The organism is Microcoleus sp. PH2017_34_RAT_O_A, from assembly GCF_020737885.1.
Taxonomy (GTDB): domain Bacteria; phylum Cyanobacteriota; class Cyanobacteriia; order Cyanobacteriales; family Microcoleaceae; genus Microcoleus.
Map to the genome: position 1 here is coordinate 69,486 of NZ_JAEQDD010000017.1, position 18,826 is coordinate 88,311.

15 protein-coding genes and 2 pseudogenes are annotated in these 18,826 nt (G+C 45.1%); 5 read left to right on the forward strand and 12 right to left on the reverse strand.

Annotation, left to right across the window (positions count from 1 at the left end; all coding sequences use genetic code 11):
• Window positions 1–12: 12 nt before the first annotated feature.
• The 3 genes from clpX to cynS all read right to left on the reverse strand — a co-directional run bounded on the left by clpX (window position 13) and on the right by cynS (window position 3,503).
• Window positions 13–1,395 (reverse strand): ATP-dependent protease ATP-binding subunit ClpX, encoded by a 1,383-nt coding sequence (gene clpX / locus JGK11_RS08595; protein WP_293211262.1) that lies wholly within the window; start codon window positions 1,393–1,395, stop codon window positions 13–15.
• Window positions 1,396–1,568: 173 nt separating this feature from the next.
• A complete protein-coding gene (locus JGK11_RS08600; protein WP_293181255.1) occupies window positions 1,569–2,801 on the reverse strand; it encodes a transposase in 1,233 nt (410 codons plus the stop codon).
• 258 nt (window positions 2,802–3,059) lie between these two features.
• Complete coding sequence (cynS, locus tag JGK11_RS08605; protein WP_293181252.1) at window positions 3,060–3,503, reverse strand: cyanase; 444 nt, start codon at window positions 3,501–3,503, stop codon at window positions 3,060–3,062.
• Between the two features lie 32 nt (window positions 3,504–3,535).
• On the opposite strand from cynS, the gene JGK11_RS08610 reads away from it, so the two are divergent.
• Entirely contained in the window at window positions 3,536–3,742 is a 207-nt protein-coding gene (locus tag JGK11_RS08610) for a hypothetical protein (protein ID WP_293211265.1), read from the forward strand.
• A gap of 370 nt (window positions 3,743–4,112) precedes the next feature.
• Here JGK11_RS08610 and JGK11_RS08615 read toward each other — a convergent pair.
• A pseudogene (locus tag JGK11_RS08615) lies at window positions 4,113–5,307 on the reverse strand (transposase).
• Window positions 5,308–5,530: 223 nt separating this feature from the next.
• On the opposite strand from JGK11_RS08615, the gene JGK11_RS08620 reads away from it, so the two are divergent.
• The gene (locus tag JGK11_RS08620) at window positions 5,531–5,878 is read left to right on the forward strand and encodes a hypothetical protein (RefSeq protein WP_293181249.1); all 348 of its coding nucleotides are present in this window, start codon (window positions 5,531–5,533) and stop codon (window positions 5,876–5,878) included.
• A gap of 32 nt (window positions 5,879–5,910) precedes the next feature.
• On the opposite strand, the pseudogene JGK11_RS08625 reads toward JGK11_RS08620, so the two are convergent.
• Window positions 5,911–7,124: pseudogene (locus JGK11_RS08625) on the reverse strand (transposase).
• Window positions 7,125–7,460: 336 nt separating this feature from the next.
• Here JGK11_RS08625 and JGK11_RS08630 point away from each other — a divergent pair.
• Window positions 7,461–9,596, forward strand: a complete 2,136-nt coding sequence (locus JGK11_RS08630) for an ATP-binding protein (protein ID WP_293192290.1) — start codon at window positions 7,461–7,463, stop codon at window positions 9,594–9,596.
• A gap of 222 nt (window positions 9,597–9,818) precedes the next feature.
• Here JGK11_RS08630 and JGK11_RS08635 read toward each other — a convergent pair whose 3' ends face one another.
• Window positions 9,819–10,340: a hypothetical protein gene (locus JGK11_RS08635; protein ID WP_293204962.1), complete on the reverse strand. Its 522-nt coding sequence runs from the start codon at window positions 10,338–10,340 to the stop codon at window positions 9,819–9,821.
• A gap of 161 nt (window positions 10,341–10,501) precedes the next feature.
• On the opposite strand from JGK11_RS08635, the gene JGK11_RS08640 reads away from it, so the two are divergent.
• Complete coding sequence (locus JGK11_RS08640) at window positions 10,502–10,825, forward strand: hypothetical protein (RefSeq protein WP_293181240.1); 324 nt, start codon at window positions 10,502–10,504, stop codon at window positions 10,823–10,825.
• On the opposite strand, the gene JGK11_RS08645 is transcribed toward JGK11_RS08640, so the two are convergent.
• Entirely contained in the window at window positions 10,822–11,040 is a 219-nt protein-coding gene (locus tag JGK11_RS08645; protein ID WP_293211267.1) for a hypothetical protein, read from the reverse strand. The two genes, JGK11_RS08640 and JGK11_RS08645, sit on opposite strands and share 4 nt — an antisense overlap.
• A 59-nt stretch (window positions 11,041–11,099) precedes the next feature.
• Between JGK11_RS08645 and JGK11_RS08650 the strand changes: the two genes are divergently transcribed.
• The gene (locus tag JGK11_RS08650) at window positions 11,100–13,685 is read left to right on the forward strand and encodes a PAS domain S-box protein (protein WP_293211269.1); all 2,586 of its coding nucleotides are present in this window, start codon (window positions 11,100–11,102) and stop codon (window positions 13,683–13,685) included.
• 87 nt (window positions 13,686–13,772) lie between these two features.
• Here JGK11_RS08650 and JGK11_RS08655 read toward each other — a convergent pair whose 3' ends face one another.
• The 5 genes from JGK11_RS08655 to JGK11_RS08675 form a co-directional block, all read right to left on the reverse strand.
• Window positions 13,773–14,282, reverse strand: a complete 510-nt coding sequence (locus tag JGK11_RS08655) for a VOC family protein (RefSeq protein WP_293204968.1) — start codon at window positions 14,280–14,282, stop codon at window positions 13,773–13,775.
• Window positions 14,283–14,767: 485 nt separating this feature from the next.
• Window positions 14,768–15,253, reverse strand: a complete 486-nt coding sequence (locus tag JGK11_RS08660; RefSeq protein ID WP_293197127.1) for a glutathione peroxidase — start codon at window positions 15,251–15,253, stop codon at window positions 14,768–14,770.
• A gap of 476 nt (window positions 15,254–15,729) precedes the next feature.
• Window positions 15,730–16,623 carry a DUF2382 domain-containing protein gene (locus tag JGK11_RS08665; RefSeq protein WP_293181225.1) on the reverse strand — a complete coding sequence of 298 codons (894 nt, stop codon included), beginning with the start codon at window positions 16,621–16,623 and terminating at the stop codon, window positions 15,730–15,732.
• 493 nt (window positions 16,624–17,116) lie between these two features.
• Window positions 17,117–17,971 carry a DUF2382 domain-containing protein gene (locus JGK11_RS08670; protein ID WP_293181222.1) on the reverse strand — a complete coding sequence of 285 codons (855 nt, stop codon included), beginning with the start codon at window positions 17,969–17,971 and terminating at the stop codon, window positions 17,117–17,119.
• Between the two features lie 338 nt (window positions 17,972–18,309).
• Entirely contained in the window at window positions 18,310–18,825 is a 516-nt protein-coding gene (locus JGK11_RS08675) for a DUF1499 domain-containing protein (RefSeq protein ID WP_293197126.1), read from the reverse strand.
• Window position 18,826 lies beyond the last annotated feature (1 nt).

Below are 18,826 nucleotides of genomic sequence, written 5' to 3' on the forward strand. Positions count from 1 at the left end.
ACATACTACAAATTAAGCTGTTTCGTGCTGTTGCCGCCATGCGGGATGCCACAGCAACTCGGCAGTCGATCGCTTCTCGACCATTTCCTTCGTAATCGTACACTGAGCCACATCCTTGCGAGAAGGCAACTCGTACATCACATCCAGCATCAACTCCTCCAAAATGCTGCGGAGAGCTCTCGCGCCGGTTTTGCGACGGTAGGCCTCCTGGGCGATCGCCCGCAGCGCATCCGGCTCAAATTCCAACTCCACGCTATCCATCTTCAACAGCTTCTGATACTGCTTCACCAGCGCATTCCGGGGCTCAGTCAAAATCTGCATCAAAGCCGCCTCATCCAGCGGCGAAATCACCGTCACCACCGGAATCCGCCCGACAAACTCAGGAATCAAACCAAACTTAACCAAATCATCCGGCTGTACCTGCTGCAAAATATCAGCCGCCCGCTTATCCTTTGCCGGCAAAGTCGAGTTGCTGTCGCTTTCTGTTGGCTGAATAAAGCCCAAAGATTTTTTACCCAAACGCTGTTCTACTATTTTTTCTAAACCGACAAAAGCACCGCCACAAATAAATAGAATCTTGCTCGTGTCAACTTGAATAAAATCTTGGTAAGGATGTTTGCGACCGCCTTGCGGAGGCACATTAACCACCGTTCCTTCCAACATTTTTAGTAGCGCTTGCTGCACTCCTTCTCCCGATACATCCCGCGTGATCGAAGTGTTTTCGCTTTTGCGAGCAATCTTGTCAATTTCATCAATATAAATAATCCCGCGCTGTGCAGATTCCACATCAAAATCTGACATTTGCAACAGCCGCAGCAAAATATTTTCTACATCGTCGCCGACATATCCAGCTTCTGTCAGCGTCGTCGCGTCAGCTACCGCAAAGGGAACTTCGAGCATTTGTGCCAAACTTTGCGCTAACAAGGTTTTGCCGCAACCTGTCGGCCCGACTAGCATGATGTTGGATTTTTGCAGTTCGACATCGCTGTCGGGGGAAGACTTGCCGCTGTCTTTGGCTTGGTCTACGCTCAAGCGCTTGTAATGGTTGTAAACTGCTACAGAAAGGACTTTTTTGGCTGAGTGCTGGCCGATGACGTGGTTGTCTAAATGCTGTTTAATTTCTGTGGGTTTGGGAATTTGAGCTAGAACAATTTTCGATTTGCTCGATCGACTCGCGCGTTTCGTTCCTTGTCCCTGAGACTCTCGCACCTCTGACTGGGGAATCTGTTGACCAATTGTTTTGCTGGAGTCAAAAAACTCCTCTTCTAAAATTTCATTACACAATTCCACGCATTCATCGCAAATGTAGACGCCGGGCCCAGCTATTAACTTGCGGACGTACTCCTGCGACTTACCGCAAAAGGAGCATCTGAGATGGGAGTCATATTTTGACATATTTAGCCTCTTACTTTACGGTTGCGGTTGTTTGTTTTGACTGGGGAAGTTGCAGCGGGTTCGATCGAGTACTCAGCCCTAGAAAGGTTTCCCGATCTGACACCAAAACCAGTCAAGCTTCGCGGACTCTATTTCTAAGTTAACAGTTAGCAAAAACATGGACAAATATCCTGTCATGCTTTTTTAAATTCATTCGGTGTTATCCGAATCGGGCGAACTGCACACCCACTATCCCTATACACAAGTGCTGTTGGGAATACTTTCCTGAGTATGTTATAAGAACCATTTACGTCAGCATTGATTATTGTTCCGTCTGCTGACTTGTAGAGTCCTCTCTTTATCCTACGTCCACTGAACTTGAGTGCTGAGTCCTTCTTTCCATAAGTTGGGATTGGGTCATTATCTAAGAAACTTGATTTGCTAGTGTAGCTTTCTTCGGTGAGAATTACTTTAATTCCAACTAACTCAGCTTTGTAAGTCAGCATCTCCACAAACTTTGCATGAGGAATAGAAACAAATTGTTGATTGTTTCTTCTTCCCAGACTCGACTCCTGCTTCCATAAATCATTCTTACCGATAACCAGCGTTCCTATTTCATTCGGGAGCAGATAATTAATGATTAAGCGAGAAGCCTTATGCAAGTAACCATCAACTTGATTGTTTCTCTTAGCGGATAATTGCTGAATTCGCTTTGATGTTTGAGCTTTACCTTTGAGCAGAGATTGCAGCTTAGCTTTCTGCTTGTTGTAGTGCTGGTTGAGTGCTTTGAGTGGCTTGCCGTTAATCAATAAAGGATTAAACCCTTTCTGATTTGAAGTTACTGCCGCTAAGTTACTGACTCCAATATCAATTGCTGCAATATGCTGGAAGTTTAACTGGTTAAGCTTTGATGCTATTTCATAGACTACCTCGATGACATACTGACCTGATTGCGGGATGATTCTAATCTGTTGAACATTTTGACATTTAGTGGGAAATTCAATGCTTGTCTTGGAAAGCTTTACTAATCCCTTGACTAATGCAGGCTTGCTAATCGCTCCTTTCTCATAGACAACGCAGAAACGTCCTTTGAGCTTATCTTTGTACTTCGGCAATTTAGGTTTGCCCAAAAACTTGCCTGGATTTTGTTTCCATTCCTTCATAGCCTCAAAAAATGACTTCCAGTTTCGATGCAGACTAATCAGGACTTGATTGCTGACTTTGGCAGGAAGCGCCTTGTAGGATTCATGAGATTTAACTTCATGATAGATTTGGCAATTATCAAGATAAGTATTCTCTAAAACAAAAGACTGCCTCACTAAGTAATTACAATAGTTGTAGAGATTTTTGGAACGCCATGCTAAATCGTCGCACTCCTTAGAGAAACTGTGACTTTTATCAATAATGTGACGCTCTACCAATCTCATTCTTCTTCTCCTTTGCTAGCTGAACTCGACTGCAACTCTAAAATTCACTTCTCGGTTTTCCTTGCCGATCGCCCTCGCTCTGACCAGATTTCCACCATCTGCGAGCAGTATTATAGGAAACTCCTGCTTTCTTGGCATAGTCCGACCGCTTCATACCCCTATATTACCTTAGTCCTTGGGAATAATAAAAAATTCTGACGAAGGCAAGGCCTTCTACATAAGTCCCGAAAGCAAGCCTTCTGCCGAAACCAAACTGGCTTACCATTTTTTGTATTCCAAAAATTTTCCCGACATAATTATTTTCACTCGATCGCCTTTTGGGTCTATTTCTTTCTCGACATCCAAACTAAAGTCGATCGCGCTCATAATCCCGTCACCAAATTTTTCGTGGATCACTGCTTTGAGCGGCATCCCGTACACCTGCATAATTTCATAGAAGCGATAAATCAACGGGTCAACCGGAACTGCTGCATCCAAAGAACCTTTTAACGGAGGTTCGCAGAGCACCGCAGCCGTCTCGCCATCCAATCCCAAAGCCGAGACAATTTTTTCGGCTTCATCCAACGATGCGGTAGCTTGACGGTAAAAAACCGCCGCAATCCAAACTTCGTCGCGACCCAAAACTTTTTCCAACTCGGCAAAACTAATTCCCTTAGCTTTTTTAGCAGCCAAAAGCTTTTCTGTAATTTCTGAAGTTGCCATTAAATATTCTCCAACTCACTGCTGTACCAGATATGAAATATCTCTCACATTTTGGTGATTTTGTCAATGGCAACTCGATCGAAAAAACAGAAGCGATCGATCGCAGAGCTTCAGCAAAACCAGGTCTCATCAACCTTGACAAGCGAATTTCGACCTGTGGTACCCGCCACGTGATTTATCCGTGGAATCAATCCCAAATCGAAAATCGAAAATCCTCTCTTCCCCCGAATTTAGATTGACAACTTATACAAGTTTTGCATAGTAGTATAGAAGATTTGAGATTGGGAATAATTGATGACTACCAGGGTTTAGAGCTGGTCTACAGTTGGATGATTTATTTCAAATTGCCTCGCAACAGATCAATCCCCAAAAACACTCCTAACTGCCCTCTGACAATGATACAGTTGGCAGTATATCCAGTGCAAGTTACACAAACAAAGGCAAACGGCCCAGTTTGGATCGTGCCAGCGTGCCCCCCGCCCAAACACGGATAGAATTCCCCGACAGGAGTCGCCAGTCGCCCCAAATTTTAGAATCAGGTTCCTCTGCTCCCAGATTCATCTGTGGAGTATTGACACTCCCCGGCGTGAACGCACGGGGATTCTTGGATCAATCAGTCAACTTGCTCGTTGATGCCACCACCAACGAGTAGAGGTCGGTCTGTCCCCAAGCGTTAATTCCGGTGTGCCCCACCGTATTTAAAATAATTCCTGATTGCTTTAATCCCTTCGCTAGGATATTCAAAGCTGCATTATGGTCGCGGTCTAACACCGTGCCACACAGGCAAATATGAGTTCTGACGGATAGCGACTTCTGGACACGATTTCCACAACTTGAGCAATCTTGGGAAGTGTACCCAGGTGCTACAGCAACTACTGTTTTACCATACACTTTTCCAAAGTATTGCAAATAATGATCAAGTCTGTGACCACGCTGCATCGCTAATTCCCAACGCAAGTTTATGGTTTTTCACCATATTTCTCACCTGAAGGTCTTCGTAAGCTACGAAATCGCTAGATTTCACCACGTACAACGCCGTCTTAATGGCGAAGTCTTTGCGCTGCCTACTAACTTTCAAGTGTTTTCTACCTAGCTTATTGATTGCTTTCTTTCGATTACCAGAACCTTTCTTTTTCCGTGAAACTCGTTTCTGCAACCGCTTTAAAGCTTTTTCACTTTTACGAAGATGCCGAGGATTTGTCATGGTCTCCCCACTACTATCGGTATAGAAATGGTTTAATCCCACATCTATCCCAATAGCTTTACCAGTCGGAATCACTGATTCTGTCCGCTCTACATTTATACAAAACTGAGTGTAGTAACCATCGGCACGACGAATTACCCTAACTCGTTTGATTTCCTTGGGTGAGTAGAAATGCAAGTCTCGACTACCGAGCAACCTGAATGTTCCCGCAGCAAAACCGTCCGTAAAAGTCAGACATCTTTTATCGGTAGAAAGCTTCCAACCTGATGTCTTATACTCTACGGAACGAGTGTGCTTTTTGAATTGCGGATATCCCTTTTTTCCTGGCTTCTTAGCTTTACAATTAGAGAAGAAACGTTGAATAGCAAAAATGGCACGTTGGGCCATCGCTTGACGCGCCATTGAGTTAAGTTTTCCTGCCCATTCAAACTCTTTCGCCATGATGGCGCATTGTTTGTAGAGGTCAAGTAGTTTGACTCCCTGATTGTCGATCCAATATCTAAGAGCTTTGTTTCGGACAAACTGAGCTGTGCGGATCATCTCGTCGATGACTCGGTATTGCTGTGGGTTGCCTTTCAACCTAAACTCTAGTACAATCATGGAACTATTTTATCATGTTTATAAACTATTGTGAGTATAAATAAACTGATTTATGAATCTTTACACCCGCAATTAAAGCCGTCCTATAAGGACGGGGCTTTAGACCCAATCTTTTGGTAAATCTCTCATTCTTCAATTTTTAAATCTAACATAGACTGACTCTCCATCCTCGCTCCCGCAGCCAAAGCCCCTTTACCGTTCATAACCGACAAGTGACAAAAGTATGGATATTGAGACCAAAGATTACAGCATTGAGTACGATCGCGCTACCCAAACAGTTACCTGCTGCGGCTCGTTTCGCATCAGCCAGATGGAAGAATACGCGCCGATCGTCGATCTGCTCAACGAAGTGACGGACTCCTCGCCTAATATGATTACTCTAGACTTGCGAAAACTAGAATTTTTAAATAGTTCAGGAATTAACATTATATCAAAATTTGTGATCAAAGTGCGCCAGCTAAAAAATATTCAAATCAGCATACAAGGCTCAAAACAGATACCATGGCAGGGAAAATCGCTCAAGAACTTGCAGCGGCTGATGCCTTCCTTACACTTAGAATTGGATTATTGACACTCCCCGGCCGTACCGCGGGATTCTTTAATCTACGATGTAGCTTGCTCGAGCAGGATTTCTCCAACAAGAGTAGAGGCTTCATCTCCTAAAGCGTTGCTTGCATCAAGTGCAAAGGTTCCGGTATGCCCTACCGTACCTAATCCTCGACTCAGGATGATTCTAGCTGCGTTTTCGTCTCTATCCATTACACAACCGCACTTACAGACGTGCGTCCTAGTAGATAGCGTTTTCTTCACAATTACACCGCAAAGGGAGCATTCTTGGCTGGTATATTGCGGACTTACCGCCACCGTTACCCTCTCAAATACTTTGCCAAAGTATTCAAGCCAGACACGAAATTGATACCAAGATGCGTCGTTAATAGACTTAGCCAGACAGTGATTCTTCACCATGTTTTTGATTCTCAAATCTGCCTTCGGCACGGCGAAGCGCCTACGTAAGCTATCAAGTCGTTGGACTGAACTACGCACCGCGCTAACTTTACAGCGTGGTCTTTACGTTGCCTACTTATTTTGAGGTGTCGCTTACCTAGAATCTGTCTAGCCTTGCCTCTATTTTTTGAATTTTTTGCCTTTCTAGAGACACGTCGCCCTGAACGTTTAAGAACTTTTTCACTCCGGAGGAGGAACTTAGGATTTCCAACCATCAATCCGTTAGAGTCGGTGTAGTATTCCTTTAAACCAACGTCTAGACCTATGGTATTTCCGGTTGGTTTTGTATTCTCCGTTCGGTTAAAATCAATACAGAACTGAACGTATATACCATCCGCCCTTTTTACCAATCTCACCCGTTTAATCTGGCTAATTTGATAGAAGTTTAGATCCCGCGTCCCTTTCAGTTTTAACCTTCCAATTCCTTTTTTGTCACTAAAAGTTATGGATTTTCTGTCCGAAGCAAGTTGCCAACCAGATGTCTTGTATTCAACAGAACGACAATCTTTCTGAAATTGTGGAAACCCTTTTTTACCCGTAACTTTCCGTTTACAGTTATCGTAGAATCGGGAGATAGAAGACCATGCTCTCTCTGCGCTAGCTTGTCTAGCCATTGAGTTGAGTTCTGAAGCAAATGGGAATTCTTTAGCCAGTACAGCGCAGTATTTTTGTAGATCGTTCTGACCAACCTTTTGATTATCCATCCAATAGCGTATACAACTATTGCGAATGAATTTGGCAGTACGAATTGCTTCATCTACTGCCGCGAACTGACTGGATTTCCCATATGTTTTGAACTCAAAAACTAGCATTGTCTTACCTCCTATCTTATATTACACTTGCCTATATCAATACCCCGGACTGTTTTTTGAGCAGCGACCCAAAGCCTCATTCTACCGTTAATATTTCACAGATACTGGAACCCAGAACCCGCATTCTACCGTTGGTTTTGTAAAGCCGTCAAGCTTATGACGGGGCTTTAAACCCAGATTTTCGGTAAATCGCACAAGGTAAAGGTGTTCACCTATCCCGCCTTGGGGAACCAGGATGAGAGCACCTGAAGTTAATGCGAATAAGTCATAGTTAAGTTAGCACCAAACTGTAAAAAACTTCCCTCTCAGACTAAAAATTACCAATTTTCAATTGCTATGCAGGAAGAACCATCGAGAGAACAGCTACTTTTGGACGTTCAGCGACTGAGTGCGGAACTAGAAAACTTGAAACGCGAAAAGTCCGATCTAGAAATCTTGCTGGAGACTACCACCCAACATTCGGATACGATGGAAGCTCACTTGCTCTCTCAAGCTCAGTTGGCCGTGCGCGAAAGCGAACAGCAGTTTCGGGCGATCGCCTCGGCAACTCCCGTTCCGGTATTGGTTTCTCGTCTCTCGGACGGCTTAATTTTGTATGCAAACGCTCAATTGGCTTCTCTGCTAAACATACCCCTAGAAGAATTGATCGGCTGCTGTACCCCAGACTTTTACCTCAACCCCGCCGATCGCCCAAAGGTACTCGAAGCCCTCGCCCAAGACGGATACCTGCAAAACTACGAACTCCACTGCAAAAAATCAGACGGAACCCCTTTCTGGGCAATTCTCTCGGTTCAGTCCCTCCAGTTTAAGAGTCAGCCGACGGCATTGTGCGCCTTGTACGATCTCACTCAGCGCAAGCAAGCAGAAAACATTCTCCAAGAGAGCGAAAAGCGGCTCCGGCGGCAGAGTCTGGCCCTGTTGCAGCTAGGGCGGCAGAGGACTCTCAACAGCGGTGCGCTGACTGTGGGAATTCGCGAAATTACTGAGGCTGCTGCGCGCACTTTGGAGGTGGAAAAAGTCAGCGTCTGGCTTTACAACCACGACAGATTGGGAACTGGCTACCCGATCGATCCTCAGCTAAATTTTACCCACAGAGCGATCGCCCGCAACCAAAAAGAATCTCTCGATACAGAGGCGGCCCCCCGAAACGATAACGAGTCAGTCAATCATTCTCAATTTAAAATCCCCAACCTCAAATTAGTTTGTCTCGACTTGTACGATCGCACTCACGAGCATCATTTGAGCCGCCAGTGCATATCAGCAAGCGATTTAAAATTTTCAATTTTAGATATAGAAAACGACGCGCCGGGCGAAAATCTAGCTGAAGACAATGGTTTAGAACCGGCGCCGCACACTCAAAACTCGATCGAAACAAACTTGTGCCACTTATCATCGATCGCCGAACATTCCGGTGTGCTGCCGAATAAGAGCAAGCCAAATTCATCGATCTTAAATGTAGCAATTAGGCTCGGCGGCCAGATCGTGGGCATCCTCTCTCTAGAACATATCGGCGCGCCCCGCCAGTGGGCTCTGGAAGAGCGCACCTTCGCCGATTCTTTAGCAAATTTAGTCGCGCTGGCGATCGAAGGATTTGAACGCCAGCGAGCTCAGGAAGCACTCTCCAAAGCCAAAGCGCAGCTAGAAATGACCGTCGATCAGCGCACCGCTCAAATCACCGCCACCAATCAACTGCTCCGCAGCGAAATTGCCGATCGTAAAAGAGCCGAAATCGCCTTGCAAGAAGCCTTACACAAAGCAGAAGCAGCTTCCAGAGCTAAAAGCACTTTTTTAGCCAATATGAGCCACGAACTGCGAACGCCGCTCAACGCCATTATCGGTTACAGCGAAATGCTAGAAGAAGAAGCACTGGACTCCGGACTCGATGACTTCATCCCCGATACCCAAAAAATTCGTAACGCCGGCAAACACTTGCTGACTTTAATTAACGATATTCTCGACCTTTCTAAGATAGAAGCCGGTCGGATGGAGGTTTACTTAGAAGAATTTGACCTCGGCAATTTAATAGAAGAAGTTGTTGCAACTTTGCACCCTTTAGTTGAAAAAAATCACAATCAATTAGAAGTTTCTTGCTCTCCAAATTTGGGAGTAATGTATGCAGATTTAACTAAAGTCAGGCAAATTTTGTTTAATTTGCTCTCAAATGCCCTCAAGTTTACCGAAGGTGGAACGGTGCTGCTGGGCGCCACTCGCGAGCCAGCAGGCGATAGCGATTGGGTTTATTTGCAGGTATCTGATACGGGGATTGGAATGTCTGAACAACAGCAGCAGGGTTTGTTTCAACCTTTTATGCAAGGGGATGCTTCGACTACTCGCAAGTACGGAGGCACTGGTTTGGGATTGGCGATTAGCCGCTTGTTTTGCCAGATGATGGGCGGCGATATCACTCTTGAGAGTCAGTTAGGTGTTGGCTCTACTTTTATTGTTCAATTAAAGGTCAAAGTTGATAGTTGACAGTTGACAGTTGACAGTTGACAGTTGTCAGTTGACAGTTGACAGTTGACAGTTGTCAGTTGACAGTTGACAGTTGACAGTTGACAGTTGACAGTTGACAGTTGACAGTTGTCATTGGTCATAAGGAAGAAGAAAGAAGAAAGAAGGAAGGGAGAAGGGAGAAGGGAGAAGGGAGAAGGAAGAAGGCAACGAGCACGCGATGGAGAGCATCTCAGTTTTGCATTATTTATAGTGCGAGCGTCCCCGCTCGCGTGCGTGTATAAGCTTTGCTGTGCGGGGACAGCACGAAAGATAAAAAATGTTTCTTGCAAAACTGAGATGCTCCCCATGCGATGGGGATTTAACAGATTTAACGGATGGGTAAAAGATGCAATAATTCGCCATTACTAACAACCAATAACCAACAACCAATAACCAACAACCAATAACCAACAACCAATAACCAACAACCAATAACCAATAACCAACAACCAATAACCAATAACCAATAACCAACAACCAACAACCAATAACCAACAACCAATAACCAACAACCAATAACCAATAACCAATAACCAATTCCCTGTTAATTGTGATACCGATCGCGATCGACCTCTGTTGCCGATCACACAGTCGCATTTTTTCCCAGCCTAGAATACTTTTATTATCCCAAACTTGTGCCACAACCAGAATATAGCGCCTTCCTGCATTTAAAATCCGCACCTCAACCTGCCACAGGGGGGGGTGGGGGTATTGCTTATACAAAGGCAATTTGGTAAAAGTAATGCTATCGTCGCTAACCAGTAGAAGGCAAAAGTTAACAGGAAATCAGGAATTATCAAAGGCATAAGAACCCAGAAACACAATTCGGCTTTTTGCCTTCTCCCTTGAACCTTCAAACTGCGGCCTCTACTGCCGAGATAGCAATGCCACCGACAGCAGTGCACAAGTTCTCAAAATTAAAGGAGTGCATCGAGATGATTAAACCTTGCAGTCAACCGCTAAAAATAAATCCTTTCACTTCTTATCGCGATCCCACTACAGGCAAATGGACTGTAGTTCCAGCAGTTCAGAATGTTTGCGAAACAGACTCTAGTTTGAAACCCAAAGCCGAAAGCGAACAGGAAAGTAAAGTAGAAACAAGTGTTTCTGCTGTGCCTGCTATCTCGCTGCCGAAAAAACGCTTTTCCTTCTCCTTGCTTGGGCTTAAAAACCTTGCTAAAAAATCTTCTGTCACTGTCAGTAGCTAGCCATCGCCGGGGCATAATCTAGTTTCTACGGTTACGCCCGGGCGATCGCCAAACACAAAAAACGAGCTGTTGTATAGCATAAATTGCCCAAAAGTGATGTCAATTCCGGTAGCATCGGAATTATTAATATTACCGAAATCAGGAGACTCAAGATGCCGTTTCCCTACAATTAATCTGGGGTAGGAAAACGGCACTGCCGTCTCCTCGCTTGTCATTCCAACGCAGCCGGAATTGATATGATATACTATCACTAAACTTTCTCCTCACAATATCCGTGAAGTATTTGCTCGATCGCTTCGTCCACTTTGTATGGACAGACCGACCAATTCGCCAGCGGGGAACAGTCATCGTTGCTATCCCCGTGATTTGTCTGTTTGCTTCGCTGATCGCAATTGCAGGACTCCGGGATAGTGCAATACAGATAAGAAAGCGAGCAGATACTCATAAGGAAATACTTCACGGAACCAACCGCTTGTTAACCACTGTGGTGGATGCGGAAACGGGCATTCGGGGTTACGGGTTGACGAAGCGCCGCGATTTTCTAGCACCATATTTAGAAGCAAAGAAGAGTTTGCCTCCGCTGCTGGCTCAACTCGAAATTGCGGTGGCAGAAAATCAACTGCCAGATCAGGGATTTGCAGAAATTCAAAAAAGTACCGAACAGCAAATAATTTTATTGCAAAACACTCTGAATAAGCTCGATAGTGCGGCAACAAAAGTGCAGTCGCCGGAAATAATTCAGGTGTTAGCTCGAGATAAATTGAAGATGGATAAGCTGCGCGAAAAAATTGATGCGTTTGCTGATGCCAGCCAAGCCTACCAGAAGGATTTAGAGCGACGAGTACGTGAGTTGGTAGATTTAATTAATTTCCTGCAATTTGCTGGTTTGCTTGTCGGCTGTCTGGGTGGAGCAGCTTCCTGGTATTTATTTCATAGTTTAGACCAGGAATTGAGGAAGCGGCAAGCAGGCTTGCAAGAAAGTAAAACTCGCATTCAAGCTGTGGTAGACAATGCGGCTGATGGGATTATTACTTTAGATGAATCGGGCAATATTGAGTCTTTTAATGCGGCAGCAGAACGGATTTTTGGCGAAAAAGCCGATCGCACAATTGGCTCGAACCTGCGCCAACTGATAGCTCAACCGCAGCCAGACAGCAGCGCGGGAGATTATGCGATCGAATATTTTGTCTTAAATCCCGATGCTAAACTGAAGACTTACCAGCAAGAAACTGTCGGAATTCGCAGCGACGGCATCAAGTTTCCGATGGAGTTAGCCATCAGCGAAATGCGTCTGGCAAATCAATGCTTGTTTGTTGCGATTTGCCGCGATGTGGGAGGACGGAAACAAGCTGAGGAGACTCTCCGCAAGCAAGCGCAAATGCTGGATTTTGCGAACGATACGATCGCGGTACTCGACTTGAACGGGGTGATTTCTTATTGGAATTTGGGGGCGAAGTGGCTCTACGGGTGGCGGAATTCGCAAGCAATAGGAAAAAATATTCACGAGCTTTTGCATACAGAATGGAGGCAGCGTTTTGACGAAATTCAAAAAGTGTTTTTCGAGCGGGGATATTGGCAAGGGGAACTGGTGCGTACCAAGGAAGACGGCACAAAAATTACGGTGGCGAGTCGGTGGACTTTGCAGCGCGACGATCGAGATCGACCCCAGGCTATTTTGGAAATTAGCAACGATATTAGCGATCGCAAGCGCTCAGAAAGAGCTTTAGCCGAAAGCGCACAGCGGTTTCGCGATACTTTTGAACAAGCCGCAGTCGGCATGGCTCAAGCGAGTGTGGATGGCAAGTTGCTGTTAGTTAATCAAAAACTTTGCGAAATTGTCGGCTACAGCCGTCAAGAATTGATGGCTAAAAATTTTCAGGATATTACTTTTGGAGAAGATTTAGGAAACGAACTGGAATTATTGCGCCAATTATTAGCAGAAGAAATTGATAATTACTGTATAGAAAAGCGCTATGTCTGCAAAGACGGAGAGTTAGTGTGGGTCAACTTGACGGTTTCGCTGCTGCAAGAACAAAATGGCACTCAATTGCTGATGGGTGTGGTAGAAGATATTAGGGAACGCAAACAAGCTGAGGAATCGTTGCGGTTGCACGCTGAAGAATTGAGGTGGACTGCGAACTCGCTGGCTCAAACGACAAGTGTGTTGAGAAAGCGGAATCAAGAATTAGACCAGTTTGCTTATGTAGTTTCTCACGATTTGAAAGCGCCGCTTAGGGCGATCGCAAATCTCAGCAGTTGGATAGAAGAAGACCTCAGCGATTCGATGACAGAGGATACTCTGCACCAAATGAACCTGCTGCGCGGCAGAGCTCACCGTATGGAATCATTGATTGAGGGACTGCTGCAATATTCCCGCGTCGGACGCATTCAACTGGCTTCAGAAACTGTAAAAGTTGAGAAGTTATTAGCAGAAATTATTGATTCGTTGGCGCCGCCGTCAGGATTTGATGTAAAAGTTGAACCGGGAATGCCAACTTTTGTGACTGAAAGATTGCCGTTGCAGCAAGTTTTTTCTAATTTAATTAGCAACGCCATTAAACACAATAGAAATGAATCCGGCTACGTAAACATATCGTTTAAGGAGTTAGAGAATTTTTACGAGTTTGCTGTAGCTGATGACGGGCCGGGGATTGCTCCTCAATATCACGATAAAGTTTTTGTGATTTTTCAGACCTTGGAAGCTCGCGATAAAGTTGAAAATACTGGGATTGGTTTGTCGCTAGTGAAGAAGATTGTCGAATCTCAAGGCGGCACTATTTCTCTGGAATCTGCCGAAGGTGAGGGAGCAATTTTTCGGTTTACTTGGCCTAAGCAACCTATTAGCAAAGACGGCAAGTGAAACAACTCTAAATGTAGTAAATGTAGGGTGTGCACCGCGCACCTAAAAGCCAGTCTTGAACAGGCTTTCCTGCCTGTTCCACAATAATTATTGGAGAGTAAATGTAGGGGTCGTGCCCCCGTGCCGACCCTCCCCATCCACTGCATCGCAGCGGATTTCGATGATAAATCCGTCGGGATCGTAAAAGTAAATGCCGCGTCCTGTAGCGCGGGTGACGGGGCCGCTGTCGATCGCAATTTCATTAGACTTTAGCACTTCCAAAGCGCGATCGAACAAATCGCGATCGATGTCAAAGGCCAAGTGGTTAGCGCGAGTAAAAGCCTTTTGGGGATCTGGGTTTGGCGGTTCCAAATCTGGCTGCCAAAATAAGTCAATCACAGTCCCGTCTGGAGTGATGAAATTAGCGACTTTACCAGCAGCCACCATTTCGGTTAAACTTGCGGGAATTTCTGCACCTGTGAGTTCGTGTAAGCCGAGAATTGTACCGTAGAAGTGGCAGGAAGCTTTCATATCGCGCACGTTTAAAGCGATATGGTGAACCCGGCGCAAGTTCCCCGGCGCCAAGGCAATTTTGACGGTGCTTTCGGTAGTTTGCATGGTTGTCAATTGCTACTGTTAAAATTGGATGATGTTAAATTTCCTCAGAGTTCGATCGTTCGGACTTCAGTCCTCAGAGAAATTGGCGGACTGAAGTCCGAACGATCGAACCAATTTAAAGTTTGATCCTGAGGACATAATCTCAATTATTGTTACTTTTCTTTAGGGAACGATGCCATACCTACAAATAGCATGGCCAGCCCGCCTCCCAGAATCGCGAACGCCAGTAAACCTACGGCTAAATCTAATCCCGATGTATTTTCCATTAAATTAAAACGTTCTCCAATTAAATCCAATCACCGGTATTTGTTAATTGTTGATTGCTTCTCAACAATGAGGAAGAGAAGAAAAAACAAGCTAACTAACCGTAGGGTGCGTCAGGGAGAAAATTGTTAGTCTGTATTCAAAACATTTAGCCCTGACGCACCCTACAATAACTAAACATCCATCCGTTACATCGGTAAAAAAATCCGTTGCCGAACTGCTTATTTTGCCAATTCTCGATCGATCGCAGCGATCAATTCCGGCGAATCTGGGCCCACGCTGCTGCGGAATCTGGCAACCACTTCACCCTGTTTGCTAACTAAGAATTTTTCAAAATTCCAGGAAACCTCACCTTTGGGATCGACTGCATTCGTAAGCTTAGCGTACAGCGGGTGCTGCTGGCTGCCTTTAGCGCTTACTTTGTCAAATAATTCAAAGCTGACACCGTATTTTGTAGTGCAGAAATTGACGATTTCTGCGTTGCTTCCGGGTTCTTGAGCTCCGAAGTCGTTGCAGGGAAATCCTAAAACGCGGAGTCCGGCGGCGCCGTACTTCTGGCTCAATTCTTCGAGTCCTTTGTATTGAGGTGTATAGCCGCATTTGGAAGCTACGTTAACTATCAAGAGTACCTGGCCAGTGTACTCTCCTAGCTGCTTGTCTGCGCCTGCGATCGTTTTTACATTAATGTCGGAGATGGTGCTGGGCATTTTCAAATATTTCTAAATTTGACTAGCACAATTTTACCGCAATTTGGTAAGATTTTGTCGATTTGCCGATCGCTCAAAATTAAAAAATCCAGACCAGGGGGGTTTGCAGAGTTCCGGCGGATATTAGAGTAGAGATATTTGTGAACCCGATGAAATTTTTCAATAGGTACGTAGTTGCGCTTCAGCGCTCTTGCATATATATAGCGGATCAAGCGAAAGATTCGCGGACGTTGTTGGGAAGAAGGCCCTATACGTTTAAGGGTTATGTAAGCTGTCAGTCATACCTCATCTTTTTGAGAAAGGCTATATATAAGACAATACCGTTTGCTTAAGACAATAGGTACGTAGTTGCGCTTGAGCGCTCTTTATATATAACATTTATAACGAAAGATGAGGTATGACTGTAAATGGAGTTTTTGATGCGACCCCGTTTACTACACGATAAGTATAAGAGGGCTTAAGCCCAACAACGTACCTCACTTATCTGAGTGGCTTTCCGTCATCCATTTTTGGTACGTATCCTCAAGTTGCTTGTCTTCCAAAACTATTTCTAGGCGGACTTTGACGCAACCGTGGCGGGGTTGAGAGGCGATCGCATTTAAGATCTTGCTAGCTTTCTGCACAGACGTAAATTCTGCCTTAACTGTCGGTTCCTGGCGATCGCTCTTAATCTCTGCCAAATCTATACCGGTGATGTTTCCCTCGCCCAAATCTATCTCTGCCAAAACCTTCGGATCGTCGCCGACTTGTTCGACAATCAACTTTTCCCACTGGATCGGCACTTGTACCATCCGAGTCTCAATTTCTTTGCGGACTATGACTTCGCCGACTTTGCGCTTGCTGCGATTGATTACCAATCGTTCTTCTAGCAGGCGAATTACTTCTCGATCGACAATATCCAAGTTTTCGTCATCCTCATCGGTCTCTAAATGTTCATTTTGGCGATCGGCATCTGTTAGATTTGACATAACTGTTGAGGGATTAGTTGACTCGCTATTGCTCACTTCATCAAGCTGTTCTGAGGATTTTCCTAAATACTCATACTCTGCCGTTCCCCCAATTCCGGGCAGCAGATCGACTGCATCGGACTTAATACTTACAAACAGAGTCTTTTGATGATAATCTACTTTTTTGAGCAGCTTGATACTTACTAAAAAAATGCGGGGGTTTTCGCGACCTAGCCCTGATACCACAAAGTTTAGCTGACCGTTAGGATCGAAATAGACATCTTTGATTTTGCCTACCAAGTGACCTTGGTTGTCTTTTACTGTAAAACTTTTTAGCTTAGTCCTGACTTTTTCCGGCACCCGGTTGAGACGGGTATTTGATTTGGCTGTGGCTACTTTTTCGGCTGATGCTTGACCGTTCATTTTTAAAACTTTCCTGCTTAGGGATTTTTATTATGAATTGGGGCGAATTGTTCAACAGTTGACAGTTGACAGTTGACAGTTGACAGTTGACCGAAGGAAACCGACCTCTACCTAGAAGTCAGAGGATTGGAGTAATGAATAGTCTGATTTTAATTTCTCCCGAAAAAGCTTGGGGCTTTCAACCAATTCTTTCTGGTAAAGGCGGGGAAAGTGCATAAACTTTGGCCAAAACCGGCAAGTTTCGCACTCCACCCGCCGTTATATAGGAATACGCTTGGGTTAAAACTGTTGAGTCCTCGGAGATCCCCCTAAATCCCCCTTAAAAAGGGGGACTTGAAGAATACTCTTTTCCCCCCCTTCTTAAGGGGGAATCGGGCTTAACTGAAGCGTATTGCGTCATCTAGGAATTGCGCGATCGCCAAATTCAAACCTGTGCGGTGAGAGAATTATGTGATTAATGCGTAATTCCTATTCAAGACTTCCTGCGGTTGGTTTAGATAGTTTTATTATCTACAACCGGAGTTCCGTCAGTCTGAATGTCTAATTCTTCACGGCGCAAGGTTTCTTCCCCGTCAACCGTGCTGCGAACAACTTCTTTTCTGACGTTGACTTCTTCGCGCACGTAGGCTTCCTTGTGAATGTCGGCCGTTTCTTCGTAGACTTCGATGCGTGCAACTTCCCCTGATTGGAAGTCAGCCTCGCCGACTGAAACTACTCTACCAGCTTCTACTGGTGTGACTCGCTCGATTACGACTCGTTCTTTTTCAATGGGTACTGAAGCTCTTGCTGTTTCAGTTTCCACCCGCTTACCAACTGCTACTTCCCCTGTTTTGGCGCGGTTTTTGTTGGCAATCAAGCGTTCTTCATAAAGCTTGAGATTTTGGTGGTTCTGTTCGTTGGTTTCGTAGAGGGGGCGATCGATATCGTAGCTGTAGCTGCTGCGATCGTAGCTAGCAGGAGTTGCAGTGCTTGTCGCTGCTGTGCCTGGATTGCGGTAGACGCCTCTTACTTGTTCTTCGCGATCGTAATCTAGGGGTTCCATTTCATTGTAAGCCGGCAGTTGTTCTGCTTGAGCTTTGCTGCGAAGGCCTGTGGCGTAGACGCGATGGGCTCCGTAGTCGAAGCGGGCCGAACCGATCGGCAGCAATACTTTTTTACCAAAAATCCAAATGCCGGTATCAACTACCAGATAGCGAAAACGGCCAGTTTCATCAACCAATGCGTCATAAACAGTGCCTACTTTTTCGTCAGAGTCACCGGCATAAACATCAAATCCTTTGATGTCGTCTCCAGCAAATATTTCTTCCTTATAATTAGGCTCAAAATCTGCAATTCTTTGAAGTGCCATGTGTTTTTTCCTCGTCGCTCTACTTAAATTAATAGTAGAAATTAATGGCTTAACTTCCCTCTCCCTAAAGTCTGAACTGCTCAATTTAGGGCGTTTAATACTATAGGAATACAGCGCGGTGTCGGTGCTAGCGCGCTCAGCTATTCAATACCTGATTGAGTCACAATACGGTTCAGTTAGGGCTAGTGTGATTGCGAGGAACGAAATAAAAATTAGGTACGTAGTTGGGCTTGAGCCCTCTTTCTCTATCAGTCTAAAGAGGGCTAAAGCCCAACAACGTACCTGTAGTTTCAGAATGTTGCAGGAGAGAGGCTTCAGGAAAGCTATAAATTTTAGGTTTAGAGTGGATTTAGTTGATCTCTGATGGTTTCTATGCGTTTGCGGTTGACTCCTAAATCCGACTGTCCCAGACGCGAAGCCGATCGCACGTGAATCACCTTTGCCCCATCATCTACCAAAAATTCCACATCATCCACAAAGCCCATCAAAGCACTGGTGAACTCCGCATACAGGTAATTATCGGTTGCGGTGATAATTTTAGTTTTGCCCGAGGACTCGATCGCCCCTTTGAGCTTAGCCATAGCCTCAGCAGGCGACGAAGTGTAAGCCAAAGGCTCAATTTGGTGCTCGGCATCTTGACTGAAGCTGCTGACGCAGTTGGGGGAAGCAGGGCACGCTGCCAGTTTTCCTGACACAATGCCGATATTGGTAGGTCTTTTTCCAGCAAACATGGTTTTTTCTCCGGGAATTAGGGTAAAAGTTGCGATCGCCAGTACCGCTACAGCTACCAGCGATATTAAAACAACTAGGACTCTTTTCAATGCTGTCGGCGATTTTGTTTCAACTGTTTGCAAA

Coding starts and splice junctions, on each gene's coding strand:
- clpX (WP_293211262.1), bottom strand. CDS start 1,395: ATGTCAAAATATGACTCCCATCTCAGATGCTCCTTTTGCGGTAAGTCG.
- JGK11_RS08620 (WP_293181249.1), top strand. CDS start 5,531: ATGGATATTGAGACCAAAGATTACAGCATTGAGTACGATCGCGCTACC.
- JGK11_RS08665 (WP_293181225.1), bottom strand. CDS start 16,623: ATGAACGGTCAAGCATCAGCCGAAAAAGTAGCCACAGCCAAATCAAAT.
- JGK11_RS08670 (WP_293181222.1), bottom strand. CDS start 17,971: ATGGCACTTCAAAGAATTGCAGATTTTGAGCCTAATTATAAGGAAGAA.
- cynS (WP_293181252.1), bottom strand. CDS start 3,503: ATGGCAACTTCAGAAATTACAGAAAAGCTTTTGGCTGCTAAAAAAGCT.
- JGK11_RS08610 (WP_293211265.1), top strand. CDS start 3,536: ATGAAATATCTCTCACATTTTGGTGATTTTGTCAATGGCAACTCGATC.
- JGK11_RS08645 (WP_293211267.1), bottom strand. CDS start 11,040: ATGACAAGCGAGGAGACGGCAGTGCCGTTTTCCTACCCCAGATTAATT.
- JGK11_RS08630 (WP_293192290.1), top strand. CDS start 7,461: ATGCAGGAAGAACCATCGAGAGAACAGCTACTTTTGGACGTTCAGCGA.
- JGK11_RS08640 (WP_293181240.1), top strand. CDS start 10,502: ATGCCACCGACAGCAGTGCACAAGTTCTCAAAATTAAAGGAGTGCATC.
- JGK11_RS08660 (WP_293197127.1), bottom strand. CDS start 15,253: ATGCCCAGCACCATCTCCGACATTAATGTAAAAACGATCGCAGGCGCA.
- JGK11_RS08600 (WP_293181255.1), bottom strand. CDS start 2,801: ATGAGATTGGTAGAGCGTCACATTATTGATAAAAGTCACAGTTTCTCT.
- JGK11_RS08655 (WP_293204968.1), bottom strand. CDS start 14,282: ATGCAAACTACCGAAAGCACCGTCAAAATTGCCTTGGCGCCGGGGAAC.